The organism is Acidovorax sp. 22279 (assembly GCF_052045435.1).
Classification (GTDB): Bacteria; Pseudomonadota; Gammaproteobacteria; order Burkholderiales; family Burkholderiaceae_C; genus Acidovorax; species Acidovorax delafieldii.
Genome location: NZ_JBQEOV010000017.1, coordinates 36775 through 60302, shown reverse-complemented (window position 1 = coordinate 60302; position 23528 = coordinate 36775). Strand labels below are relative to the sequence as shown.

The 23528-nt window shown below is 67.2% G+C and carries 22 protein-coding genes and 1 riboswitch; of the genes, 8 read left to right on the top strand and 14 right to left on the bottom strand.

All coding sequences use genetic code 11. The features are described from left to right. The first annotated feature begins 44 nt into the window (after positions 1-44). Positions 45-1229, top strand: coding sequence for an MFS transporter (locus tag ACTJKQ_RS20100; protein WP_440597875.1), 1185 nt, complete (start codon positions 45-47; stop codon positions 1227-1229). On the opposite strand, the gene ACTJKQ_RS20095 is transcribed toward ACTJKQ_RS20100, so the two are convergent. After that, positions 1215-2141 (bottom strand): LysR family transcriptional regulator, encoded by a 927-nt coding sequence (locus ACTJKQ_RS20095; RefSeq protein ID WP_440597874.1) that lies wholly within the window; start codon positions 2139-2141, stop codon positions 1215-1217. The genes ACTJKQ_RS20100 and ACTJKQ_RS20095 overlap by 15 nt on opposite strands. 158 nt (positions 2142-2299) lie before the next feature. Here ACTJKQ_RS20095 and ACTJKQ_RS20090 point away from each other — a divergent pair, with 158 nt between their 5' ends. Together ACTJKQ_RS20090 and ACTJKQ_RS20085 are read left to right on the top strand one after the other, a co-directional pair. After that, positions 2300-3670: a M20/M25/M40 family metallo-hydrolase gene (locus ACTJKQ_RS20090; RefSeq protein WP_440597873.1), complete on the top strand. Its 1371-nt coding sequence runs from the start codon at positions 2300-2302 to the stop codon at positions 3668-3670. Between the two features lie 213 nt (positions 3671-3883). Beyond that, on the top strand, positions 3884-4366 hold the full coding sequence (locus tag ACTJKQ_RS20085) for a YidB family protein (RefSeq protein ID WP_440597872.1): 483 nt from the start codon (positions 3884-3886) through the stop codon (positions 4364-4366). Positions 4367-4435: 69 nt separating this feature from the next. Here the strand turns inward: ACTJKQ_RS20085 and ACTJKQ_RS20080 are convergent, their stop codons facing one another. From ACTJKQ_RS20080 to ACTJKQ_RS20060, 5 genes are all read right to left on the bottom strand, one after another. Then, a complete protein-coding gene (locus tag ACTJKQ_RS20080) occupies positions 4436-5320 on the bottom strand; it encodes a lysophospholipase (RefSeq protein ID WP_440597871.1) in 885 nt (294 codons plus the stop codon). 155 nt (positions 5321-5475) lie between these two features. Further along, a complete protein-coding gene (locus ACTJKQ_RS20075; protein ID WP_192419336.1) occupies positions 5476-6957 on the bottom strand; it encodes a M20 family metallopeptidase in 1482 nt (493 codons plus the stop codon). 70 nt (positions 6958-7027) lie between these two features. Then, positions 7028-8254, bottom strand: coding sequence for a GGDEF domain-containing protein (locus ACTJKQ_RS20070; protein WP_260665684.1), 1227 nt, complete (start codon positions 8252-8254; stop codon positions 7028-7030). A 99-nt stretch (positions 8255-8353) separates the two neighbouring features. After that, positions 8354-10417, bottom strand: a complete 2064-nt coding sequence (locus tag ACTJKQ_RS20065; protein WP_260665685.1) for a methyl-accepting chemotaxis protein — start codon at positions 10415-10417, stop codon at positions 8354-8356. Positions 10418-10553: 136 nt separating this feature from the next. Then, a complete protein-coding gene (locus ACTJKQ_RS20060; protein WP_440597870.1) occupies positions 10554-11387 on the bottom strand; it encodes a hydroxypyruvate isomerase family protein in 834 nt (277 codons plus the stop codon). Positions 11388-11556: 169 nt separating this feature from the next. Between ACTJKQ_RS20060 and ACTJKQ_RS20055 the strand changes: the two genes are divergently transcribed. Beyond that, on the top strand, positions 11557-12027 hold the full coding sequence (locus tag ACTJKQ_RS20055; protein ID WP_440597869.1) for a MerR family transcriptional regulator: 471 nt from the start codon (positions 11557-11559) through the stop codon (positions 12025-12027). Between the two features lie 72 nt (positions 12028-12099). Next, the gene (locus ACTJKQ_RS20050) at positions 12100-12741 is read left to right on the top strand and encodes an NAD(P)H-dependent oxidoreductase (protein ID WP_440597868.1); all 642 of its coding nucleotides are present in this window, start codon (positions 12100-12102) and stop codon (positions 12739-12741) included. Here ACTJKQ_RS20050 and ACTJKQ_RS20045 read toward each other — a convergent pair. The 4 genes from ACTJKQ_RS20045 to ACTJKQ_RS20030 all read right to left on the bottom strand — a co-directional run bounded on the left by ACTJKQ_RS20045 (position 12719) and on the right by ACTJKQ_RS20030 (position 16463). Next, positions 12719-13855: a glycerophosphodiester phosphodiesterase gene (locus tag ACTJKQ_RS20045; RefSeq protein ID WP_440597867.1), complete on the bottom strand. Its 1137-nt coding sequence runs from the start codon at positions 13853-13855 to the stop codon at positions 12719-12721. The two genes, ACTJKQ_RS20050 and ACTJKQ_RS20045, sit on opposite strands and share 23 nt — an antisense overlap. 83 nt (positions 13856-13938) lie before the next feature. Further along, positions 13939-14523, bottom strand: a complete 585-nt coding sequence (gene metW, locus ACTJKQ_RS20040) for a methionine biosynthesis protein MetW (protein ID WP_055402134.1) — start codon at positions 14521-14523, stop codon at positions 13939-13941. Then, entirely contained in the window at positions 14520-15650 is a 1131-nt protein-coding gene (gene metX / locus ACTJKQ_RS20035; protein ID WP_436076684.1) for a homoserine O-succinyltransferase MetX, read from the bottom strand. The genes metW and metX overlap by 4 nt, the downstream gene beginning before the upstream one ends. Positions 15651-15896: 246 nt before the next feature. Beyond that, positions 15897-16463 carry a TMEM165/GDT1 family protein gene (locus ACTJKQ_RS20030; protein WP_056056786.1) on the bottom strand — a complete coding sequence of 189 codons (567 nt, stop codon included), beginning with the start codon at positions 16461-16463 and terminating at the stop codon, positions 15897-15899. Between the two features lie 9 nt (positions 16464-16472). After that, positions 16473-16666, bottom strand: a riboswitch (yybP-ykoY riboswitch). Between the two features lie 245 nt (positions 16667-16911). Here ACTJKQ_RS20030 and ACTJKQ_RS20025 point away from each other — a divergent pair. Together ACTJKQ_RS20025 and ACTJKQ_RS20020 are read left to right on the top strand one after the other, a co-directional pair. After that, complete coding sequence (locus ACTJKQ_RS20025; RefSeq protein ID WP_056056787.1) at positions 16912-17295, top strand: RNA recognition motif domain-containing protein; 384 nt, start codon at positions 16912-16914, stop codon at positions 17293-17295. Positions 17296-17566: 271 nt separating this feature from the next. Then, on the top strand, positions 17567-18118 hold the full coding sequence (locus ACTJKQ_RS20020; protein ID WP_440597866.1) for an RNA recognition motif domain-containing protein: 552 nt from the start codon (positions 17567-17569) through the stop codon (positions 18116-18118). A gap of 118 nt (positions 18119-18236) precedes the next feature. On the opposite strand, the gene ACTJKQ_RS20015 is transcribed toward ACTJKQ_RS20020, so the two are convergent. The 4 genes from ACTJKQ_RS20015 to ACTJKQ_RS20000 are packed head-to-tail and all read right to left on the bottom strand — an operon-like array spanning position 18237 to position 21251. Continuing rightward, positions 18237-19019: an SDR family oxidoreductase gene (locus ACTJKQ_RS20015; protein WP_199170858.1), complete on the bottom strand. Its 783-nt coding sequence runs from the start codon at positions 19017-19019 to the stop codon at positions 18237-18239. A 41-nt stretch (positions 19020-19060) separates the two neighbouring features. Continuing rightward, on the bottom strand, positions 19061-19681 hold the full coding sequence (lptC, locus tag ACTJKQ_RS20010; protein WP_056056794.1) for an LPS export ABC transporter periplasmic protein LptC: 621 nt from the start codon (positions 19679-19681) through the stop codon (positions 19061-19063). Then, positions 19678-20247, bottom strand: coding sequence for a KdsC family phosphatase (locus ACTJKQ_RS20005; protein ID WP_440597865.1), 570 nt, complete (start codon positions 20245-20247; stop codon positions 19678-19680). The genes lptC and ACTJKQ_RS20005 overlap by 4 nt, the downstream gene beginning before the upstream one ends. Before the next feature lie 2 nt (positions 20248-20249). Further along, on the bottom strand, positions 20250-21251 hold the full coding sequence (locus ACTJKQ_RS20000) for a KpsF/GutQ family sugar-phosphate isomerase (RefSeq protein WP_440597864.1): 1002 nt from the start codon (positions 21249-21251) through the stop codon (positions 20250-20252). Between the two features lie 213 nt (positions 21252-21464). Here ACTJKQ_RS20000 and ACTJKQ_RS19995 point away from each other — a divergent pair, with 213 nt between their 5' ends. Beyond that, positions 21465-23450 (top strand): monovalent cation:proton antiporter family protein, encoded by a 1986-nt coding sequence (locus ACTJKQ_RS19995; protein WP_056056799.1) that lies wholly within the window; start codon positions 21465-21467, stop codon positions 23448-23450. Positions 23451-23528 lie beyond the last annotated feature (78 nt).

Genomic DNA, 23528 nt, shown 5'->3' with positions numbered 1-23528 from the left:
GTGGGACATCCATTTCATAAAGACGCCAAAAGGCGCCCTCTGCCGTGAACAAGAACCTGTGGTTGCTGGCCCTGTGCCAAGGCCTTTTCCTGACCAACAACGTCGTCTTCATCGCCATCAACGGGCTGGTGGGACTGCAGCTCGCGCCCTTTGGCTGGATGGCCACACTGCCGGTGATGGGCTATGTGGTGGGCGGTGCGCTGTCCACGCCGCTGGTGGCGCACAGCCAGGCGCGATGGGGGCGCAAGGTGTCGTTCCAGATCGGGCTGGCCGTGGCCGTGGTGTCGGCCGCGCTGTGTGCCTGGGCCGCGTTCAGCGCCAGCTTCTGGCTGCTGTGCACGGCCACGGTGGTGGCGGGCTACTACAGCGCCAACGGTGGCCTGTACCGCTTTGCGGCCGCCGAACTGGCCAAGCCGGACTACCGCGAAAAGGCCGTGTCGCTGGTGCTGGCCGGTGGCCTGCTGGGTGCGGTGGCGGGCCCCAACCTGGCCAGCGCCACGCGCACGCTGTTTCCGGTGCCGTTTGCCGGTGCCTACATCGCGCTGATGGGCGTGGCGCTGTTGTCCATGCTGTGCATGGCGGCGATCCGCTTCGAGGCGCAGCCCGTGGTGCTCAATGCGGCGGGGCAGCGCGAGCAGGGGCGCCCGCTCAAGGTGCTGATGCGCCAGCCTGCGTTCATCGTCGCCATCGTGGGCGCCGCACTGGGCTATGGCGTGATGAACCTGCTGATGGCGGCCACGCCGCTGGCCATGCAGGTGTGTGGCTTTGACTTTGATGCCTCGGCACTGGTGCTGGAGTGGCATGTGATCGGCATGTTCGCTCCCGGCTTTGTCACTGGCCACCTCATCAAGCGGTTTGGTGTGCTGCCCATCATGGGCACGGGGGTGTTGCTCAATCTGGCGTGTGTGGCGGTGGCGCTGATGGGCGTGGAGCTGCACCACTTTGGCATTGCGCTGTTCTTCCTGGGCGTGGGCTGGAACTTGCTGTTCACCGGCTCCACCACGCTGGCCATGACGGCCTACCGGCCGGAGGAGAAGGACCGCGCCCAGGCGGCCATCAACTTCTGCGTGTACGCCACGCTGGCGCTGAGCGCGTTCTCGTCGGGCGTGCTGGTCACCACGCAGGGCTGGACGCTATTGAACGCCGGTTCGCTGGTGCCGATTGTGGTGACGGGGCTGGCGCTGGCCTGGCTGGGTTTGCAGCGCAAGCGTGTTTCAAGCGGCGCCTGAAGACCGGCCTACCGCAGCGCCTTCTGCCTGCGCCGTGATGCGCAGCCACTGTGCAAAGGCCGCCACCGCAGGGTCTTCCAGGCGCCCCGGCGCCACAAAGAGGCTGTAGCCCCGCGCACCGCTGTCGTGGTGCGGGTGGGCCAGCACCAGCTCGCCCGATTCCAGTTCGCGCTCCACAAAATACCGGGGCACCAGGCCAATACCCAGATCGGCGCGCACCGCCTCCACCAGCATCGAAAACAGATCAAAGCGGTGGCCGCCCAGGGTGTGGGCCGGCACGCGCGTGATGCCCGCGCGGCCCAGCCAGTCGTCCCACGCCCCCAGGCGGGAGCTGAGCTGCAACAGCGGCACGGCCCGGAAGTCGCCGCGCTCTGTCGCGCGCCGGTGGCGCGACTGCGGTGCACACACGGCCACGCAAACCTCGGGCATCAGGGGCGCGGGGACCACGCCGGGCCAGGCCGCGTCGTCGTACTGCACGGCCACGTCGAACGGAATCTCTGCCATGTAGATCTGCGTGGGATACACCTGCAGGTGCAGGCTGCAGCCTTTGTGCTGTGCAAGGAAGGCCGGCAGCCGGGGCAGCAGCCAGCGCTCGGCAAACACCGGCACGCAACCCACCAGCAGGCGCGCGCCATCGGGCCGCTGGGCCATGGCTTCGAGGGTGTGGTTCTGCAGCCGCAGCAGGTCGCCCACGATCTGCGCGTGGTAGCGGCGGCCCACGTCGGTGAGGGTGGAGCCGCGTGCGCCACGCTGCACCAGCTGCAGGCCCAGCTGGCCCTCCAGCAGACGCAGCTGCTGGCTCACGGCGCTGTGGGTGAGGCAGAGTTCTTCGGCGGCCTTGCTCACGCCGTGGTGGCGCGCCACGGCATCAAAAACAAGCAGGGCGCGGGTGCTGGGGATGTGTTTGCGCATGTAAGAAAAACTGTCGGCTGGGCAGATTAAAGCAGAGCCCGGGGGCGGGGTTCGGTCCAACAATTGCATGGCACTGCATGCCGGCCCACGGCTCCATCCACGATGGCTGGACAGGCCGGTCACTCCTTCCGTTTGTGTTCGTGTTTCGCTGGATCACCATGACTCTCCCTCTCCATACCTTCCGTGCCACAGCCCTTGCGGGTGTCATGGCCCTCGCCTGCGCCGCCTTGCTGCCCGGTGCCGCCCATGCGCAGTTCGGCGCCGTGGCGCCCACGCCCACCGTGCTGCGCCCTGCCGTGGACAAGGCCTATGGCCAGCTGATGGCCGCACCCCAGATCCTGCAGCTGCTCGACGCCGTGAAGGCCGACCACGACCGCGCCACCGAAGACCTGCGCATGCTCACCGAGATCGAGGCGCCTCCGTTCAAGGAACAAAAGCGCGCCGAAGCCTTCCTGGCCCGGCTCCAGGCCCTGGGCCTGACCAACGCCGCCATCGATGCCGAAGGCAATGTGGTGGGCGTGCGCAAGGGCACCGGCAACGGCCCCAAGCTGGTCATCTCGGCCCACCTGGACACCGTGTTCCCCTCCGGCACCGACGTGAAGGTGAAGGAGCGCGACGGCAAGCTGTATGCGCCCGGCATTTCCGACAACACGCGCGGACTGGCCGTGCTGCTGTCGTGGCTCAAGGTGTTGAACGACCAGAAGATCACCACCGTGGGCGACCTGGTGTTTGTGGGCAATGTGGGCGAGGAAGAGCTGGGCAACCTGCGCGGCATGAAGCATTTGTTCAAGGAGCACCTGGACATCGACGGCATGGTGGCGCTGGAGCCCGCGCCCGATGGCACGGTGCTGGTGCTGGGCACGGGCAGCCACCGCCACGAGGTGACCTTCAAGGGCCCCGGCGGCCACAGCTACGCCGCGTTCGGCGAGGTGCCCAGCGCCATCCACGGCATGGGCCGCGCCATTGCCAAGATCGCCGAGATCCGCACGCCCAAGAGCCCCAAGACCACCTTCACCGTGGGCACGGTGGGCGGCGGCACGTCCGTCAACACCATCGCGCCCGATGCGCGCATGGCGGTGGACATCCGCTCCGACGAAATGGCCCCGCTGCTGGCCACCGAAAAGCAGGTGTTGGCCGCCGTGGACAGCGCCGTGACCGAAGAGAACGCACGCTGGGGCGTAAACACCCTGAGCGCGTCGACCAAGCTCATCGGCGACCGGCCCGGTGGCCGCACCGCCGCCGACGCGTTGATCGTGGAGGCCGCCGTGCGCGCCAACACCGCCTTTGGCCGCAAGACGGTGCTGGCCGGTGCCAGCACCGATGCCAACGTGCCCATGGCGCTGGGCATCCCCGCCATCGTGATCGGGGGCGGCGGCAAGACGGGCGGGTTCCACGCGCTGTCCGAATGGATCGACCTGACGGATGCCTGGAAGGGCGCCCAGACCTCGCTGGTCACGGTGCTGGGGCTGGTGGGGGTACAAGGTGTGAGTGCGCCGCTGCTCGACAAGCGCCCACCCCGCACCAGGTAATCGCACGACTCGGGGACGTTGTCCCCTGCGACGCACACCAGCGTGAACGCCGAGCCGGCGGTGGATGGCGTGTTGCAGCGCGCACCGTCGGTCAAGGTTCGCGGCACCACAATTCACGATTGTTGACATGAAAAGGACGCCAAGGTGCGTACCATGGGTGTCTTCGTCCGGGGCGACGCACTGCCGCCCCTTGTCCCCCTGCAGGAGAACACCATGGGTTTGCTCGATTCCGTTCTGGGTGCCGTCATCAACAACGCGTCGCAAGGCGGCAGTGGCGCCGCTGCGGCGGGTGGGGCCGGTGGTGGCCTGGGAGGGCTGATCAGCCTGGCCGCACAAAACCCGCAGCTGGTGCAGGCCGTGATGTCCCTGATCAGCAACGATGGCCCGGTGGGCGGCCTGCCGGGGCTGATAGCCAAGTTTCAGCAGGCTGGGCTGGGCAATGTGATGGCGTCCTGGCTGAGCACGGGGCCGAACCACGCAATATCGGGCGAGCAGCTGTCCCAGGTGCTGGGCAGTGGCCCGCTGGCGCAGATTGCGTCGCAACTGGGCGTAGGCCCCAGCGCTGCGGCGGGGCAGCTGGCGCAGGTGTTGCCGGGCCTGGTAGACCACCTGAGCCCCCAGGGCCAGGCGCCCCATGGCGGTTTTGGCAATGCCAACGATCTGCTGGGGATGCTCGGCGGCCTACTTCAAAAATAATAGCAACCGGGTCATATTGCACTAGCGCAACCAGCCGTTTTCTCTGAAATCAGGCCACCCGGCGCCTGCCTACGGCCTTGCAGGCACCGCGCAGCGCCTCACCAGCCATTGCCGCAGCAGGTCGAACACCGGCGCGGCCAGTTCCGGGCTTTCGTTGAACAGCTCGTGGAACAAGGGCTCAAAGCAGTGGGAATGCACCACAGCCTTGGGTGCAGCGGCCGCAAAGGCGCGGCTGCCCGCAGGGTTGACCAGCTTGTCGCTGCCCGCCCACATCAGCAGCGTGGGCACGCTCCAGTGCGCAGCGCGGGCCACGGTGGCGGGGCCACCCTCGGCAATGAAGCGGGCCAGGCGGGCGCTGATGCGGTCGTGGCACAGCGGATCGGCCAGGTAGGCCGCCACCACGGCGCTGTCATGCGAAAGGTACTGCGCGTCCAGCCCATTGCCCACGCGCAGGTTGGGCGCGATGCGCGGCAGCGTGGCCAGCAGCAGTTTTTGCACGGCGCCCAGGCCGGCATCGAGTGCGGGGGAGGACAGCACCAGTGCATCCACCGGCCGCAGGTGCAGGGACACAAACCGCGAGGCCACCAAGCCGCCCATGCTGTGGCCCAGTAGCACCAGGGGCTGGCCCGCAGGCATGCGGGCGCGGGTGGCGTCCACCAGGTCTGCCAGATCGTCCAGCAGGCGCATGTCCGACGTGAGCCCGCCGCGCGGCCCGGCCGATTCGCCATGGCCGTATTGGTCATAGCCCCGCACCGCAAACCCCCAGTCGTTGAGGCGGCGGGCCAGCGCGTCGTAGCGGCCCACATGCTCGCCCAGGCCGTGCACCAGCAACACCGTCCCCCGGCAGGGCTCGCCCTGCGGCAAGGGCCAGTCCTGCACGGCCAGGTTCTCGCCATCGCTGGCGGTGAAGGTGGTCAGGGTGGAGGGCGCAAGTTCTTCGTCGTTGAGGGTCATGGTGAAAGGGCTGGCACGGACTAGGGAACAGAACGCGGATCAGGCGGGGCGCAATACCGGGGATGCCGAGCAAGGGCCGCCCCGCAGTGAGGGCATCGTCCCCCTTCCCGAAGTCGCGCAGCGATTTCGAGAGAAGGGGGAAGGCGCGCAGCGACTCAGGGGGTTGTACCCGAGCTTTGGGCCATGGCCGCCATCACGTGTGCCACGGAGGCGGTGAGGCGCTTGGCATACGGCACATGCAAAAACTCGTTGGGGCCGTGCGCGTTGCTCTTGGGGCCCAGCACGCCACAGACCATCATCTGCGCGGTGGGGAAGCCTTCGCTGAGCATGTTCATGAGCGGGATGGTGCCGCCCTGGCCGATGTAGCCGCAGGGCGCGCCAAAGTGCGCCTGCGAGGCTTCGTTGAGCGCCTGCTCGAACCAGGGGGTGGTGGCCGGGGCATTCCAGCCCGTGGCACCGCCGCCGCTCTGAAAGGTGACCTTGGCCTGGTAGGGCGCGTTGTCTTCCAGCAGCGCCTTCAGGTCCTGCACGGCTTGCGCGGCGTCCACCAGCGGGGGCAGGCGCAGGCTGAGCTTGAAGGCGGTGTAGGGCCGCAGCACGTTGCCCGCGTCCTGCAGCGCCGGGAAGCCCTCGGCACCGGTGACGCTGAGCGTGGGCTCCCAGGTACGCTTGAGCAATGCCTGCACCGGGTCGGTGGTGGTGGGCAGTGCAAACGTGGTGGAGCCGCCGCAGTCGTAGTGCGCCCAGGGGAAGCGGCGGTACACCTCTTCGCCCAGGATGGCCGCCGTGGCGCGGGCCTGGGCCAGCCGGTCGGCGGGCACTTCGCAATGGAAGCTCTGGGGCAGCAGGCGGCCGGTGGCGCTGTCTTCCAGCCGGTCGAGCACCTGCCGCATGATGCGGAACGACGAGGGCACCAGGCCCGAGGCATCGCCCGAGTGGATGCCCTCGGTCAGGATCTCGACCTTGAGCGTGCCGCTGGCCATGCCGCGCAGGCTGGTGGTGAGCCACAGCTGGTCGTAGTTGCCGGCGCCCGAGTCCAGGCACACGACCAGCGCCACGTTGCCCATGCGAGGCTTCAGTGCATCGATGTAGGGCAGCAGGTCGCGCGAGCCGCTTTCCTCGCAGGTTTCAATCAGACCCACGATGCGCGGGTGCGGCACGTTCTGGCGCTTGAGTTCCTGCACCGCAGCGATGCTGGCGTACACCGCATAGCCGTCATCGGCGCCGCCCCGGCCGTAGAGCTTGCCGTCTTCGTACTTGGGCGTCCAAGGGCCCAGGTCGCTGCGCCAGCCAGAGAACTCGGGTTGCTTGTCCAAATGGCCGTACATGAGCACGGTGTCGGTGGCGCCGGGCTGGGTGGCGGCGATCTCGAAGAACAGCACCGGGGTGCGGCCTTCCAGGCGCACGATTTCGAGCGTCAGGCCCTCGACCTTTTGCGACTCCACCCAGGCGGCGGCGTTGCGCACCACGGTGTCGAGCAGGCCCAGCTCGGCCCAGTCGGCAGCGAACGTGGGGGACTTGGCAGGGATGGCGATGTAGTCGGTGAGCTGGCGAACAATGTCACTGTCCCAGGCCTGGCTGACACGCTGCAGGGCAAGCTCAGGCTGAAGGACTTGGGAGGGCACGCGGGCGTTCATGGTGGGGCTCCTGAAGGCAGAAGGTGATCAATCCGCCATTCCAACACAACCCCCCGCCGGGCGCCATCGATCAATACAGAGACTCGGGCAGGGTCTCGGGATTGGCCTGGGCCGCCAGCTGGGCGCTGGGGCGGCGCAGGCCCGTAGCCACCTCGACGCGGTTGCGGCCGTTGTTCTTGGCCTGGTACAGCGCGCGGTCGGCGGCAGCAATCAGCATGTCCCAGCTGTCACCCGACTCCAGCCGCCCGCCAAACACGCCAATGCTCACCGTGACCGCAATGCCGGGGCCGGGCACGCCATCGGCTGGGCAGCGGGACTCCTCGACCGCCTTGCACAGCTCGCGCGCCAGCTGCTCGGCCCCCACGAGGCCGGTGTCGGGCAGCAGCACCATGAACTCTTCGCCCCCGTAGCGGCCCACCAAGTCCTGCGCACGCACGCGCTGGCGCAGGACGTTGACCACGCTGCACAACACGCGGTCCCCCGCCGGATGGCCGTACTGGTCGTTCACGTCCTTGAAGTGGTCGATGTCCACCATCATCAGGGCCATGGGCTCGCGCATGCGCTGGGCGCGGGCCACGTCGCGATCCAGCGCCGCGATCAGCGAGCGGCGGTTGGCCACGCCGGTGAGCGGGTCCAGCGCGGCCAGCACGCGGTTGTTTTCGTCGGCCCGGTCGCGCGACATGAACACAAAACCCACCGAGCTGACGAGTACCACCGAGAAGGTGGCCAGAAAAGTCAGCGTCTGCAGCGCACTGCTTTGCAGGATGTTGGTGGCCTCGGAATGGGTGCTGATGGCCACCAGCGCACGCCCCCCCAGCACCACGGCCTCCAGCGACAGACCCGCCACCAGCAGCCACTGCCCGCGCCCCACGGTGGCGTGCCGGTGCGACAGCGCCGCCAGCAACGCCCACACGGCCTGCAGCCCGATGACCAGGCCCACAAAACTCACCCGCGCCGGAAAGTTGTCGATGAACACCGAGACAAAAACCAGCACCAGCAGCGGTGGTGCCAGCAGCACGGGCCAGCGCACGGGGCGCCCCTGGAACTGATAGACCGCTGCGATCATGCCCACGAACACACTGGACAACATCAGGTTGCCGACCACGATGGACAACACATCGGGAATCAGGCCGCGCAGCATGATCAGCAAGTGGCCGATGGCGTTGACCAGCAGGGCCGCCGCCCAGCGACCCAGGCCGTCGCGTCGCCGACCCCAGCCCACCACGGCCATGGAGGCCGCCATCATGAGGGAGCTGGCAATGATCATTGCCAGCATGGTGGGGACGTGGGCGGCCATGGATGCAGGTGGGCGGGGGAGTGAAAGGAATCAGACCAGCATAAACCAAGGGCCACAGACCGCAAACCGCCGGATGACCACCCCCACCATTCGTGCGCCCTATTGCAGCTGGGCGGGCGCCCGGGCTCCGCTGCCGGGCGCGTGCTGTCCCTCGCCGTCGCCGGTCTGCGCCATGGGCGCAGCCAGGGCCTCGCGCGCCGAGTAACCCAGGCCACCGTGGGTCGCCGCGCCGTCGCCCCGCGAGAGTTTGAACACCTGTACCGCCCCGGCCAGCCGCGTGGCCTGCTCGCGCAGGCTTTGCGCAGCGGCGGCAGATTGCTCCACCAGCGCGGCGTTCTGCTGCGTCATCTGGTCGAGCTGGTTGACGGCGGTGTTGACCTGGCCGATGCCGTCGGACTGTTCGGTCGATGCGGCCGTGATCTCGCCAATGATGTCGCCCACCCGTTTGACCGAGCCCACGATCTCGTCCATGGTGCTGCCCGCGTTCTGCACAAGGCGCGCGCCCGATTCCACCCGCTCTACGGACGCACCAATCAGCGCCTTGATCTCGCGCGCCGCCTCAGCGCTGCGCCCGGCCAGGTTGCGCACTTCGCTGGCCACCACGGCAAAACCCCGGCCCTGCTCACCCGCGCGGGCGGCTTCCACCGCAGCGTTGAGCGCGAGGATGTTGGTCTGGAACGCGATCGAATCAATCACGCCGATGATGTCGGCGATCTTGCGCGAGCTCTGGTTGATGTCGCCCATGGTGGTGACCACCTCGCCCACCACCTGGCCGCCGCGCGCGGCGACCTCGGCCGCGGTGCTGGCCAGCTGGTTGGCCTGGCGCGCGGCGTCGGCCGACTGGCGCACGGTGGAGGTCAGGTGCTCCATGCTTTGTGCGGTCTGCGCCAGGCTGCTGGCCGTGGCCTCGGTGCGGGCCGACAGATCCTGGTTGCCGCTGGCAATCTCGGCGCTGGCGGTGGTGATGCTGTCCACGGCATTGCGCACCTGCTGCAGCATCTGCGTATAGCGCTGGCGCATGCCCTCCACCTCCTGCACCAGCGCGCCGATCTCGTCGCGCCGCGTGGTGTGAAAGGCTTCGGTCAGGTCGCCCTGCGCGACCAGCGTGATGGCCTGGGTCAGGTCCTGCAGCGGGCGGCTCACGCCCCGGCGCAGCATGACGAACAGGCCGATGGCCAGCAGCACCACGGCCACGGCCATCAGGCCCCACACGGCCAGCGTGACGCGCCGCTGGCTGGCCATGGCCTCGCCGTCGGCCACTTCGGCCACCACCCACCAGCCGCCACCGGTCTTGCGCACCAGCGCCCAGGGGTTCTCGGCGCCGGTGCCCAGCACGTCTGCGGCCTCGCGCACAAAGCCGTCCTGCGATGCAGCCAGCGCTTCAAAGAAGGGGCGCGCCTGCGGGTAGGCCTCCAGCACGCGCTTGCCGCGCGCCGTGGGGTGGTACACGAACACGGCCTGGTCCAGCGAGGTGCCAGGGTTGATCACGTAGGTGCCGCCGTGTTCGAAGAACTTCGTCTGCGCCACCTGCTTTTGCAGCATGGCGTGGAACACGCTGATGTCGTTGCCGATGAACAGCAGCGCAATGACCTTGCCCGAGGCGTCCTTGGCGGGCAGGTAGTGGCCCATGAAGGGCTTGCCGTTCACCACCGTGACGCCAGTAAAAGGCTCGCCCTTGGACACCGTGGCGTAGGCCGGGTCGGTGCGGCCAAGCGGCGTGCCCATCTGGCGCTCGCCCTTGTCGTTCTTGACCGAGGTGGTGATGCGGATGAAATCGTCGCCCTTCTTGGCGAACACGGTGGCAATGCCGCCCGTCTCGCTGGCGAATTTGTCGACCGAGCCATAGTCCTCGTTGACCAGCGCGCCGTAGCTGCGCAGCTCGCCCGAGGCTTCGTCGAGCTGCATGGCGGCCTCGAAGTAGCGCTGAAAGCCCTTCATGGTCAGCTGCACCAGCTCGCGGTTGGTGTTGTCGGCCGCGTCCAGCGACTGCGCCACGCTCTGTGCCGTGTCGCCCACGCTGGCCACCACCTGGGCACGGGTGCTGCGCTCGGTCAGCACGGCAATCGCCAGCCCCACCAGCACCAGCACCAAGGCCACCAGCGCAATGGCGGTCAACGTGACCTGGCGCGCGACGGATCGGTTGTTGGCAAGGGATGCGGGCATGCGGGGTGTCTCCTGGAATGGAATGCGAAAAGCCGGCTGGGCCGGTCTGCATTCACTCTAAGCGCAGCACCTTGTTACATTTATTCACGCATTCCCTTACGCATTCGCGCGTATTGGTGCCGACCGCCGAAACGATCTATGCGGGGTGCGGGGCGCGGCTGCGCAGGGCCAAGTCCCGCCAGCCGAGCCCCTGTGACGTGCCTGCCGCCGGGGTGTATTCGCACCCCACCCAGCCCGTGTAGCCCAGGGCGTCGATGGTGTCGAGCAGGAACGGGTAGTGCAGCTCGCCCCGGTCGGGCTCATTGCGTGTGGGCACGCCCGCCACCTGGATGTGGGCCACGCGGCCCGTGGGCAGGTAACGCTGCAGCTTGCCGTGCAGGTCCCCCTCCACCAGCTGGCAGTGGTACAGGTCCATCAGCACCTTCAGGTGGGGCACCTGGGCCGCATCGAGCAGCTCGTGCGCATGATCCTGCCGGTTCAGGAAATAACGCGGCACGTCGCGCAGGTTGGTGGGCTCGATGAGGATGTCACACCCTGCACGCGCGGCCTGCTCTGCCGCCCAGCGCAGGTTGCCCACGCACAGGGCCTTGAGCGATTCGCGCTCCACCCCCGGCGGCACGGTGCCGCACAGCAGGTTGATGAACGGGCAGCGCAGTTGCTCGGCATACCGCAGGGCCTCCAGCACCCCGGCGCGAAACTCCGCCTCCCGACCCGGCTGCGCGGCGAGGCCCCGTGCGCCCTGGTCCCAGGCGTGGGCCATGTCGGTGGGCCCGAACCCGCCCGCCGGGGCGTTGAACAGCACCAGCTGCAGGCCGTTGTCCTGTAGCCGGGCAGCGATCTCGCGGGGATCGAAAGCGTAGGGGAAGTGCAGTTCCACCGCCCGGAACCCGTCGTGCGCCGCAGCCGCAAAACGGTCGAGCAAGGGCAGCTCGGTGTACATCAGGCTCAGGTGGGCGGCAAACTGGGGCATGGGGGCAGTGCGAAGAGGCAACTTCAAAGCGCCGCAGCTTATCGTGTAGCCAACGAGCCCATTGCCCGCCCAGAGCGCCGTGGAGCCTGAATTTGTGCCAAATTCGCCTCTAGCGCCAGTTTCATATGCCTTTACAGCTATACATTTTATAGCAATCTCAGGATCACCCATGCGCATCGGAGAACTCGCCCAACGCACCGGCACCACGCCCAAGGCCATTCGGCTGTATGAGTCACGGGGCCTGCTGGGCACGGTGGCGCGCGCGGGCAGCTACCGCCACTATGGCGAGGCCGATGTGGCCCGCGTGTTGCTGATTCGCAGGGCCCAGGCGCTGGGTTTTCGGCTGTCGGAGCTGGACGGGCTGCCCCACATCGACACCGCCGCTGGCTGGAACCGTGTGGCCCAACTGGTGGCCGGGCGGCGGGCCGCCGTGGCGCAGGAGCTGGCGCGCCTGGCAGCGCTGGACGCACAGCTGGCGCTGTTGGAAGACGAACTGCACACCTGCGACACGCTGGCCGTGCCCGTGGCACCCGAAGCCTGCGCTGCACCCTCCACACTGGCGGAGGCACCTCCAGCGCACAACCCCGCGCAATTTGGTGCAACGACCACAGCGGGCGCTGCGAGATCCACCGCGACTTGACCTGACCGCTTGACTCTGCCCCGTGGGGCAAGGTGACCATGGCGCCATCAACAACACCGAGATGGAGCGTCTGTGGCAGAGCAACACAACATTCTGGTCATCCTGGGCCACCCCGCCCCCGGGAGCCTGTGCGCGGGCATGGCACGTGCCTATGCCGAGGGCGCCCGGCACGCCGGGGCGCAGGTGCGCTTTCTGGACGTGGGTCAGCTGACCTTCAACCCCCTGTTCCAGGGCTACGGCGCTGCCCAGCCGCTGGAACCCGACCTGCTGGCAGCGCAGGCAGACATCAGCTGGGCGCACCACCTGGTGTGGGTGTACCCCATCTGGTGGGGCGCCATGCCCGCGCTGCTCAAGGGTTTTATCGACCGCGTGCTGCTGCCCGGCTACGCGTTCAAGTACCGCAAAGGCTCATCGCTGTGGGACAAGCTGCTGACCGGCCGATCGGCCGAGCTGCTGGTGACCATGGACTCGCCGCCCTGGTACTTCCGCTGGGTCACGCGCATGCCGGGGCACCACCAGATGAAGAAGGCCATCCTGGAGTTCTGCGGCATCCGGCCCGTGCAGGTGCACAGCTTTGGCCCCGTGCGCAGCGCCAGCGCCGACCGGCTAGCACTGTGGGTGGAAAAGGCGCGGCAACTGGGGTTGCGCCAGGGCGCGCGTTCCGCACCGGGCAAACCGCGCCCGGCACCTGTTACTTCGTCGCCTTCGCCGTGAAGGCCTGCACTGCAGCACGGCCCACCGCCGAGTCGTCGGTGAAGAAGCCGTCGATGCGCGCGCGCAGGTAGGCCGTGATCTCGGCCACGCTGTCGCCGCGCACGATGCCATCAGTGATCGGCGCCTTCTTCAGACCAGCGGGCAGGAAGGCGTTTTCGGGACGCAGCGTCCAGATATGCACCGCCAGCCCGGCGGCATGGGCCTGCGCGACCAGCGGCGTGGGCTCGCCGGGCACACCGTCCTTCACCGGCACCACCAGGGTCTTGAATGGCCCAATGGCGTTGGCGTAAGTGGCTACCTGCTGCAGGCCCTCGGGCGTGATCAGGTCGGCATAAGCGCGTGTGTTGGCCGCGCCCTGCGCCACAAAGTCATACGGCCGGCCCGAAGGGGCGACCAGCTGCACCAGGCGCACGCTGCTGAGCTTGCGGATCGCCTGCAGGTTGCTGACCTCGAACGACTGCACGAACACGGGCGCGTCCTTGTGGTTCCAGCCGTTCTTCTCCAGCACGGCCAGCAGCGGCGCCTCCAGCGGCAGGCCGATGGACTGGAAGTAGGTGGGGTGTTTGGTCTCGGGGTAGATGCCGATGGTGCGACCGGTCTTGGCTGTGGCCGCCTTGGCCAGGTCGATCACTTCCTGCAAGGTGGGCACCTCGAACTGGCCGTTGTAGGCCACGTTGGCCGGGCGCTGTGCAGGGATGCGTTCGCGGGCGCGCAGGGTTTTGAGCTCGGCCAGCGTGAAGTCTTCGGTGAACCAGCCGGTGATGGCCTGGCCGTCGATGGTCTTGGTGGTTTTGCGGCCCGCAAACTCGGGGCGGTCCACCACGTCGGTGGTGGCTTCCTTCACCGAGCCATCAGCGCCCAGGATGGCGATGGCGTTCTCGTGCCGCGCCACCAGCACGCCGTCCTTGGTGATGACCAGGTCGGGCTCGATGATGTCGGCGCCGTCGTCAATGGCCTTCTGGTACGCGGCGAGCGTGTGCTCCGGCCGCAGGGCCGATGCGCCCCGGTGGGCAATGACGGTGGGGGTGGGCGGCCAGGCCTGGGCGACGGCGCCCAGCGCCCAGGTGGTCAACAGCGCGGCAGCGGTCACGGCGCGCAGTGCAATGCGTTTCATGCGGGTCTCCTACAAACGGAGCCCGCACCTTAGCCGATGCGGTTGACAGCGGCGTGTCGCCGGGGCGTACACCCCGGTAAGCGCTACGCGTGTTCGAAGTGGAAGACGGCCGTGCCCGCGCGCGCATTGGGCAGCCAGCGCACTTCCTGTCCATCCTGCAGGCCGAAGGCATCCAGGATGCGCAGGCTGTTCTTGGTGGCCAGCACTTCGAAGTCCTTGTAGGTGCCCACGCGGATGTTGGGCGTGTCGTACCACTGGTAAGGCAAGCGCCGCGTCACGGGCATGCGTCCGCGCAGGATGGACAGGCGGTTGGGCCAGTGCGCAAAGTTGGGAAACGCCACCACACCCGTGCGGCCCACGCGCGCCGTTTCGCGCAGCATGGTTTCGGCATTGCGCAGGTGCTGCAGCGTGTCGATCTGCAGCACCACGTCAAAGCTGTTGTCGTCGAACATGGCCAGCCCCTCGTCGAGGTTGAGCTGGATCACATCCACTCCGCGCTGCACGCAGGCCAGCACGTTGGCGTCGTCGATCTCCACACCATAGCCGCTGCAGCCGCGCTCGCGCTGCAGGTAGTCGAGCATGGCGCCGTTGCCACAGCCCAGGTCGAGCACGCGCGAGCCGGGGGGCACCAGGCGCGCCAGGGCTTGCATCGCCGCTTTTTCGGTCATGGTTGCAACTCCTTGGCAATGCTATCGAAGTAAGAGCGCATGACGCCCATGTACCGGGCGTCATCGAGCAAAAAGGCATCGTGCCCGTGGGGCGCATCGATCTCGGCGTAGCTCACGCTGCGGCGGTTGTCGAGCAGGGCCTTCACGATCTCGCGGCTGCGCTTGGGCGAAAAGCGCCAGTCGGTGGTGAAACTCACCAGCAGGAACCTGGCCTGCGCCCGGGCCAGGGCCCGTGTGAGGTTGCCGGCATGGGTGCGCGCGGGGTCGAAGTAGTCCAGCGCCCGGGTGATGAGCAGGTAGGTGTTGGCGTCGAAGTAGTCGCTGAACTTGTCGCCCTGGTAGCGCAGGTAGCTTTCGATCTGGAACTCGATGTCCTGCGTGCTGTATTTCAGGTCGATGCCTTCACGCAGCTGACGCCCGAACTTCTCGTTCATCACGTCGTCGCTGAGGTACGTGATGTGGCCGATCATGCGGGCAATGCGCAGGCCACGCTTGGGGATCACGCCGTGGCGGTAAAAGTGGCCGCCGTGGAAGTCCGGGTCGGTCACGATGGCGCGGCGGGCGACTTCGTTGAAGGCGATGTTCTCGGCCGTGAGGTTGGGCGCACTGGCCACCACCACCGCGTGGCGCATGCGCTCGGGGTACTGCAGCGTCCAGCTGAGCGCCTGCATGCCGCCCAGGCTGCCACCCAGCACAGCCGCCAGTTGCTGGATGCCCAGGCGGTCCAGCAACCGCGCCTGGGCGTTGACCCAGTCTTCCACTGTGACCACGGGGAAGTCCGCGCCATAAACCTCGCCGGTGTCCGGGTGGTGGTGCATGGGCCCGGAGGAGCCAAAACACGAGCCCAGGTTGTTCACGCCGATGACGAAGAAGCGGTCGGTGTCCACGGGCTTACCGGGGCCGATCATGTTGTCCCACCAGCCTTCGCTCTTGTCCTGCCCGGCGTACACGCCCGCCACATGGTGCGAGGCGTTGAGGGCGTGGCACACGAGCACGGCGTTCGAGCGGTCGGCATTGAGCGCGCCGTAGGTCTCAAAGACCAGGTGGTAGTCGCGGATGGACGCGCCGCTTTGCAGCGGCAGCGCATCCGGGAAATGCATGGACTGGGGTGTGGCGATGAACGACATAGTTGGAACTGGTAAGCCCTCACGTTCCACCGCTTGCACACGCCGCAAGCCCCTCGAGGAGCCGCTGTCACCGAGGGCAAAACCTCGGCAAAAAAATACCCGGCGTCGCTAAAAACGAGGCCGGGCAGGTGTGTCGGACGGGTCTTTAGCAGAATTTATAAAGCGCCCGCAAGCTGTGGCAAATCGGCGCGTGCGGCAAATATACCAAAGCAGCGCCGCGTCGCCCAGCCCGTCGCACCGATCAGGTCAGCCTGCGGACGAAAAAATCGCCAGCAGCCCCAACACCAGAAAGATGGCGGCAGACACCAGATGCACCGCGCGGATGGGCACCTTGCGCGTGATGCGCTCGCCCAGCCAGACCACGGGCGCATTGGCCAGCATCATGCCCAACGTGGTGCCCGCCACCACCCAGAGGTAAGCGTTGTATTTGGCAGCCAGCATGACCGTGGCGATCTGGGTCTTGTCGCCCATCTCGGCCAGGAAGAATGCGACCACGGTGGTGCCAAACACACCCCAGCGTGGCGATCCGTCGGCTTCGCCTTCGTCCAGCTTGTCGGGGATCAGCATCCAGACCGCCATGGCGATGAACGAGGCGCCCAAAATCCAGCGCAGCACCTGGGGGCCCAGGAACGTGGTCACCCAGGCACCGACAGCGCCGGCCAGGCCGTGATTGACCAGCGTGGCCACCAGGATACCCAGCACGATGGGCCAGGGTTTGCGAAAGCGTGCCGCGAGCACCAGAGCGAGCAGCTGCGTCTTGTCGCCCATCTCGGCGAGCGCGACGATGGCGGTGGAAATGAAGAAGGCTTCCATGGGGGAGGGGGTCCTATCCGGCCGGATGGGTGGAAAACGCATTGACTGCACCCCGACTCCGGCCATGTGGATCGGTTTGCAGTCAATGGTCTCGCCCAGCTCAAAAAGCCGCATACGCCATAGGTCTCAAACAACCCAAGTGTGTTGACGCATGCCCCCGGCGCATTGCGCGGCCGGGCGGGCTACTCCCCAAAGACCCGCGGATTTTACCCTATGGTTTGCCCTGAAATTCCCCGAAAAACCACGCTGCCCCGGTGTTTTGAGCCCATCTGCCCAGAAATAAAACCCCACGGGCCCCATAAAGTGATTAATAATGGATTCGCTTTTCTGCTTGCAGAAGGGCAGTTAGCTTAGCGGTGAATGGTCAGTTTCGCGTCTTTGAAGTCGTCACAGGTTTGTTGATTGCGTCGGGCTCCATCGCGTTTTTGTGTTTTTTCAGGAGTCCTTCATGGGCAACAAACTTTACGTGGGCAACCTGCCCTACTCTTTCCGCGACGAAGATCTGCAGCAGACCTTCAGCCAGTACGGCTCGGTTGGCAGCGCCAAGGTCATGATGGAACGTGACACCGGCCGCTCCAAGGGTTTCGGCTTTGTCGAAATGGGCAGCGATGCTGAAGCCCAAGCCGCCATCCAAGGCGTGCATGGTCAAAACTTCGGTGGCCGTGACCTCGTGGTCAACGAAGCCCGCCCTATGGAGCCCCGCGCTCCCCGTAGCGGTGGCTTCGGTGGCGGCAATGGCGGCGGCGGCGGTTACGGCGGTGGCCGTAGCGGTGGCGGCGGCTACGGCGGTGGCGGCGGTGGTGGTTACGGCGGTGGCCGTAGCAGCTACTAAAAAGTCCTTATCGGCAGTCCTCAGGGCCTGCCGACGGCAAAAAAAGGAGCCTTCAGGCTCCTTTTTGCGTTCTGGCGCGGCACGGACACCACAGCGCGCAAAGCCCCTTGCTTTTTCCCCAAAAGTGTGGCGCATAATGGTCTGGCGGGTTTGGCCCGCATTTCAAGTTTGCGGTGATCCGTCAGTTTCGCGCTGAGAGCGTCATTGAGATTAGCTGGCTGCGTTTTGGGGACTCCATCGCTTTATTCATGTGTTTTTGAGGAGTCCCTCGATGGGCAACAAACTGTACGTCGGCAACCTGCCTTACTCGGTGCGCGACGGTGATCTGGAACAGGCCTTTGGCCAGTTCGGTGCCGTGACCAGCGCCAAGGTCATGATGGAGCGCGACACGGGTCGCTCCAAAGGCTTTGGCTTTGTGGAGATGGGCAGCGACGCAGAAGCCCAAGCCGCCATCAACGGCATGAACGGCCAACCCCTCGGCGGTCGCAGCATTCTGGTGAACGAAGCCCGCCCCATGGAACCACGCCCACCCCGTAGCGGTGGTTTCGGCGGTGGTGGTGGTGGCGGCTACGGCGGCGGCCGCAGCGGTGGTGGCGGATATGGCGGCGGCCGTGAAGGCGGCGGTGGTTATGGTGGTGGCCGCGAGGGCGGCGGCGGTGGATACGGCGGCGGCCGCGAAGGTGGTGGCGGGGGCTATGGCGGCGGTGGCCGCAGCGAAGGTGGCTTTCGCAGCCCGTACGGCTCGGGTTCGCGCAACGGTGGTGGCGGCGGCCGCAATGGCGGCGGTGGTGGCTACGGTGGCGGCGGCAACGGCGGCTACTGAACCACACCCGTTTTTCTGTCACAAGGGCCCTTCAGGGCCCTTTTTCATGGCAGCTGCACGTCGAGATAGCAATCTCCATCGCCCCCGGCGCCTTGGGGCGCCTTGTGCAATCCCGCCCCTACTGCATTTCGCTCTGGCGGCGCTTGCGCGGGCGGCCCGCCAGCACCTTGTCAAACAATGGGTTGGGCAGCATGCGCAGCAGCTTGGCGACCACGCCCATTTGCCAGGGGATGACCCGGTAGCTCACGCCCGCCTGAATGGTGCGAAACGCCTGGTCGGCAAAATCGGCGGGCTGCATCAAAAACGGCATGCTGTAGCGGTTCTGTTGCGTGAGGGGGGTGTCGATGTAGCCCGGCGACACCGTCACCACGCGCACGCCGTGGGGGCGCAATTCACCCCGCAGGCTTTCGCAGTAGCTGATGACAGCCGCCTTGCTGGCGCAGTAGGCGCCATGGCCGGGCAACCCCCGGATGCCGGCCACGCTGCCGATGCCCACCAGGGTGCCGCTGCCGCGCTGCACCATGGCGTCTACAAACGGCTGGAACGTGGCCGCCATACCGATGTTGTTGGTGGCAAAGGTGCGTGCCATGACGTCGATATCGTCCCGCACCGCTGTGTCCATGCCCACGCTGATGCCGGCATTGGCGATCACTACATCCGGCACACCCTGGCGTGCGATGCAATCGCGCCCTGCAGCCACGATGCTGTCAGTCACCGACACATCAGCACTATAAATTTCATAGCTTTCAGGGCTTATTCCTTGAGCACTTGCCCATGTTTTGACTTCGGAAGTGCGCCGCGCCACCAGAGCCAGGCGAAACCCCGCTTGGTGGTAGCGCTGGGCCAGCGCTTGGCCGATGCCACTGGATGCGCCGGTGATGAAGACAAGGGGAGTGGTCATGTGCATTCCGACAGTGGGCGGCTAGGCAGGATAGGTGGAGGCTACCGCGTGGTGCCCGGCAGGATCATGCCGCGCACGCGCCCGCGCAGTTGCAGCACCTGGTCGAGGTTGTCGTAATCCATGCTGTCGGCGGTGAAGCGGTCGTTGCCACGGGTGAGCGTGACCGGCTGATCAGAACGCACCCGCTCGGTGTTGGTGAAGGCATGCAGAAACTCACCACGGAACTCCATGGGGGGCTGCGCTGCCGCCCCGGGCTTGGCGGGCAGCGGTTCACGCTTGACGATGGCGTTGCCGAACAACTGCACTTCGGAGCCATCGGCATTGCTCAGGGCCCGGTTGGCTGTGGCCACGGTGACCCGGCCATCGAGGCTGACCGAACGCATGCGGACCTGATCGATCTCCAGCGTGTCGGTGTCGGGGTAATGGCGCGCCTCGTCACCTTGCACCTCGCTCTGCAGGCGGCCCGTGGCATCGAATGTCTTCACCGAAAAGGACTTCATGAAATAGTCCGGCTGGTGCTGCACGGGCCGGTCAATCGCAGGCAACTGGGGCATGGGCGCGTTACGCACCAGCCACCAGGTGCCCAGGGCCAGCAGGCCCATCAGCACCACGGGCAGGTAGATCGAGAGCTGGTCCCAGCCCTGGCGGATCACGCGGATCATGCGGTGTAGTCCGCCAGCAGCGCCGCATAGCGGCCCGTGGCCACCAGCAGCAGGTCGCACAGCTCGCGCGCCGCACCGTCGCCCCCGCGCGCCTGGGTGACGAAGTGGGCCGCGTGGCGCACCTCGGTCTGGGCGTTTGCGGGCGCGCAGGCAAAGACGCTGCGGCGCATCACGGGCAGGTCGGGCCAGTCGTCGCCCATGGCAGCCGCCTGCGCCCAGGTCAGGCCCAGGGTGGCCAGCATCTGCTCCGCGGCGGGGCGCTTGTCTTCGGTGCCAAACACGGCGTGCTCCACGCCCAAGGCCTTGAGGCGCACGCGCAATGGGGCAGAGTCGCGACCGGTGATGACGGCGGGGGTGATGCCTGCCTTTTGCAGCAGCTTGAGGCCGTGGCCGTCCAGGGTGTTGAAGCGCTTGAGGGTCTCGCCCGTTTCGCTGAAGTACAGGCCGCCGTCGGTGAGCACACCGTCCACGTCGAAAAAGGCCACGCGCACGCCCTGGGCGCGCAGCAGCAGCTCCGGGTCAATCTGCAGGGCAGGAGAGGGAGAGGTCTGAGGAACCAGCGCCATCGTCAGATCACCTTCGCCCGCATCAGATCGCCGATGTGCACCGCGCCCACCAGGGCGCCCGCTGCGTCCACCACCAGCACGCTGGTGATGGCGTGGGCTTCCATCATTTCGGCGGCGTCCACGGCCAGGGCGTCGGGGGCAATGCGGCGCGGGTTGACGTGCATGACCTGGGCTGCGGTGGTGGACCGCAGGTCCGCCCCGGCCTCGATGCGGCGGCGCAGGTCGCCGTCGGTGAAGATGCCCAACAGCTGCCCGTCGGCATCGACGATGGCCGAGGCGCCCAGGCCCTTAGCGCTCATCTCGCGCATGAGGTCGCTGAACGAGGCATCGGGGGCCACGCGCGGCACCTCGGTGCCCGAGCGCATCACGTCGCTCACATGGGTGAGCAGCTTGCGGCCCAGCGCGCCGCCAGGGTGCGAGCGGGCAAAGTCTTCGGGGCGGAAGCCCCGGGCGTCCAGCAGGGCCACAGCCAGCGCGTCGCCCATGGCCAGCTGGGCCGTGGTGCTGGCGGTGGGGGCCAGGTTCAGCGGGCAGGCTTCGCGCGCCACGCTGCAGTCGAGCACCAGGTCGGCATAACGCGCCAGGGTGGACTGCAGGCCGCCCGTCATGGCGATCATGGGCGCGCCCAGGCGCCGCAGCACGGGCAGGATGGCCGTGAGTTCGCCACTTTCGCCGCTGTTGGAGATGGCCAGCACCAGATCGTCGCCGGTGACCATGCCCAGGTCGCCGTGGCTGGCCTCGGCAGGGTGCACAAAAAAAGCGGGGGTGCCGGTGGAGGCCAGTGTGGCGGCGATCTTGCGCCCCACGTGGCCACTTTTGCCCATGCCCATCACCACCACGCGGCCCCGGGCCTGCAGCACCATCAACACCGCCTGGGCAAACACACCATCCACGCGGGCCGCCAGGCCATTCAGGGCCTCCACCTCGATGTGGAAGGTCTCGCGGGCCAGGCGCAGGGCCTGGTCGGCATCAAAAGGGGGCAGCGCGGCGGGGGCGGGAGTCATGCAAGGATTCTATCGACCGGGCATGCCTGCCGGGCCGTCGCATGGGCCAAGTCCACTGGCACGGTCCGTGCATCCGGGTAGAAAAGCCCTTGCCCGGCCCACAAGGCTTGCCAGACTTGCACAAACAGGGAGGCAGCAGCGGCCTGCAGCCCCGGCCAATGGCTTGCTTGAATCCTGTGTTACACAACGCAAGCCTCGGATAGCATCGAACCCATGTCTTCTCTCGCCCTCACACTGCTTTACCTGCTGGCCGCGGTGCTGGGCGTGGTGACCTGCCGCAGCCTCAAGCTGCCGCCCATGCTGGGCTACCTGGCGGCCGGGGTGCTCATTGGCCCGCACGCGCTGGCACTGGCGCAAAACTCCGAAGGCGTACGCCACCTGGGCGAGTTTGGCGTGGTGTTCCTGATGTTTGCCATCGGGCTGGAGTTCAGCCTGCCCAAGCTGCGCGCCATGCGCAAGCAGGTGTTTGGCCTGGGGCTGATGCAGGTGGTGCTGACGATGGCGGTCGTGTCCGGCATGGCACTGGCGTTGTCGCGCTGGGCGGGTGGGGTGTGGGACATGGGCTGGCAGACGGCGCTGGCGCTGTCGGGCGTGATGGCCATGAGCAGCACGGCGATTGTGGTCAAGCTGATGGCCGAGCGGGCCGAGCTGGAGAGTGAACACGGCCGGCGGGTGATGGGCATCCTGCTGTTCCAGGACCTGGCGGTGGTGCCGCTGCTGGTGCTGATCCCGGCGCTGGGGTCGTCGCCCGACCAGCTGCTGACCTCGCTGGGCTGGGCGCTGATCAAGGCCACGGTGCTGGTGGGCCTGCTGCTCACGGGCGGCCAGCGGCTGATGCGCTGGTGGCTCACGCTGGTCGCGCGGCGCAAGAGCGACGAGCTGTTCATGCTGAACCTGCTGCTGATCACGCTGGGCCTGGCCTGGCTGACCGAGCTGGCGGGCCTGAGCCTGGCGCTGGGCGCTTTCATTGCGGGCGTGCTGGTGTCCGAAACCGAATACCGCCACCAAGTGGGCACGGACATCCGGCCCTTTCACGACGTGCTGCTGGGCCTGTTCTTCATCACCATCGGGATGATGCTGGACTGGCACATCCTGGTGGACCGCTGGGCGCTGGTGTTGATGCTGCTCACGGTGCCCCTGGTGCTCAAGCTGGGGATCATCCTGGTGCTGGCGCGGGGCATGGGCGCGACCACCGGTGTGGCGCTGCGCACCGGGCTGTACCTGGCGCAGGCCGGCGAGTTCGGCTTTGTGCTGCTGTCGCTCACGCAGAACAACGGGCTGGTGCAGCCAGCGCTGATGAACCCCATCCTCGCGGCCATGGTGCTGTCGATGCTGGCCACGCCCTTCCTCATCATGTATAGCAACCGCATCGTGATGAAGCTGGTGGCCAGCGACTGGCTGCAGCAGTCGCTGCAGATGACATCGATTGCGCGCAAGTCCATCAACACCAGCAAGCACGTGATCATCTGCGGCTACGGCCGCTGCGGACAGAACCTGGCGCGCATGCTGGAGCACGAGGGCATCCCCTACATGGCGCTGGACCTGGACCCGGACCGCGTGCGCCAGGCCGCTGCGGCCGGCGACTCGGTGGTGTATGGCGACGCCACCCGTCTGCAGGCGCTGATGGCGGCGGGCCTGGTGCGCGCCAGCGCCGTGGCCGTGACCTACATCGACGTGCCCGCCGCGCTGAAGGTGCTGGCCAATGCCCGGTCGCACGCGCCACAGGTGCCGGTGGTGGTGCGCACGCAGGACGACCTGTACCTGGACAAGCTGCAGGAGGCCGGTGCGACCGAAGTCGTGCCCGAGGCCATCGAAGGCTCGCTCATGCTCGCCAGCCACGCCCTGGCCCTGGTGGGCGTGCCCATGCGCCGCGTGCTGCGGCTGGTGCAGGACCAGCGCGATGCGCGCTACAACCTGCTGCGCGGCTACTTCCATGGCGCGGACGACGACACGGTGAACGAACGCGACCAGGAGCGCCTGTCCACCATCAACCTGCCCCCGGGCTCCACCGCCCTGGGCCGCAGCCTGGGCCAGCTGGCCCTGCCCGCCATGGGTGTGCGCGTGGTCAACCTGCGGCGCGGCAATGGCCATGTGAGCGCGGCAGTGGACGAGGCCCTGCTGGCCGAAGGCGACACGCTGGTGCTGTCGGGCCATCCGGCCGCGCTGGCGCTGGCGGAAGACAAGCTGCTGAAAGGCTGACCGGCCCAGGGCCCGCCACTGGCAGCTCAGCGGGTGGTTGGGCACCCTATTTGAATGAAATCGGCCTGTAGCGATAGT

Excerpts from the sequence above, each read along its gene's own strand:
- ACTJKQ_RS20090 (WP_440597873.1), top strand. The coding sequence starts at position 2,300 with ATGACTCTCCCTCTCCATACCTTCCGTGCCACAGCCCTTGCGGGTGTC.
- ACTJKQ_RS20000 (WP_440597864.1), bottom strand. The coding sequence starts at position 21,251 with ATGACTCCCGCCCCCGCCGCGCTGCCCCCTTTTGATGCCGACCAGGCC.
- lptC (WP_056056794.1), bottom strand. The coding sequence starts at position 19,681 with ATGATCCGCGTGATCCGCCAGGGCTGGGACCAGCTCTCGATCTACCTG.
- ACTJKQ_RS20005 (WP_440597865.1), bottom strand. The coding sequence starts at position 20,247 with ATGGCGCTGGTTCCTCAGACCTCTCCCTCTCCTGCCCTGCAGATTGAC.
- ACTJKQ_RS20020 (WP_440597866.1), top strand. The coding sequence starts at position 17,567 with ATGGGCAACAAACTGTACGTCGGCAACCTGCCTTACTCGGTGCGCGAC.
- metW (WP_055402134.1), bottom strand. The coding sequence starts at position 14,523 with ATGACCGAAAAAGCGGCGATGCAAGCCCTGGCGCGCCTGGTGCCCCCC.
- ACTJKQ_RS20055 (WP_440597869.1), top strand. The coding sequence starts at position 11,557 with ATGCGCATCGGAGAACTCGCCCAACGCACCGGCACCACGCCCAAGGCC.
- ACTJKQ_RS20095 (WP_440597874.1), bottom strand. The coding sequence starts at position 2,141 with ATGCGCAAACACATCCCCAGCACCCGCGCCCTGCTTGTTTTTGATGCC.
- ACTJKQ_RS20045 (WP_440597867.1), bottom strand. The coding sequence starts at position 13,855 with ATGAAACGCATTGCACTGCGCGCCGTGACCGCTGCCGCGCTGTTGACC.
- ACTJKQ_RS20075 (WP_192419336.1), bottom strand. The coding sequence starts at position 6,957 with ATGAACGCCCGCGTGCCCTCCCAAGTCCTTCAGCCTGAGCTTGCCCTG.
- ACTJKQ_RS20030 (WP_056056786.1), bottom strand. The coding sequence starts at position 16,463 with ATGGAAGCCTTCTTCATTTCCACCGCCATCGTCGCGCTCGCCGAGATG.
- ACTJKQ_RS19995 (WP_056056799.1), top strand. The coding sequence starts at position 21,465 with ATGTCTTCTCTCGCCCTCACACTGCTTTACCTGCTGGCCGCGGTGCTG.
- ACTJKQ_RS20085 (WP_440597872.1), top strand. The coding sequence starts at position 3,884 with ATGGGTTTGCTCGATTCCGTTCTGGGTGCCGTCATCAACAACGCGTCG.
- ACTJKQ_RS20070 (WP_260665684.1), bottom strand. The coding sequence starts at position 8,254 with ATGGCCGCCCACGTCCCCACCATGCTGGCAATGATCATTGCCAGCTCC.
- ACTJKQ_RS20080 (WP_440597871.1), bottom strand. The coding sequence starts at position 5,320 with ATGACCCTCAACGACGAAGAACTTGCGCCCTCCACCCTGACCACCTTC.
- ACTJKQ_RS20065 (WP_260665685.1), bottom strand. The coding sequence starts at position 10,417 with ATGCCCGCATCCCTTGCCAACAACCGATCCGTCGCGCGCCAGGTCACG.
- metX (WP_436076684.1), bottom strand. The coding sequence starts at position 15,650 with ATGTCGTTCATCGCCACACCCCAGTCCATGCATTTCCCGGATGCGCTG.
- ACTJKQ_RS20025 (WP_056056787.1), top strand. The coding sequence starts at position 16,912 with ATGGGCAACAAACTTTACGTGGGCAACCTGCCCTACTCTTTCCGCGAC.
- ACTJKQ_RS20060 (WP_440597870.1), bottom strand. The coding sequence starts at position 11,387 with ATGCCCCAGTTTGCCGCCCACCTGAGCCTGATGTACACCGAGCTGCCC.
- ACTJKQ_RS20015 (WP_199170858.1), bottom strand. The coding sequence starts at position 19,019 with ATGACCACTCCCCTTGTCTTCATCACCGGCGCATCCAGTGGCATCGGC.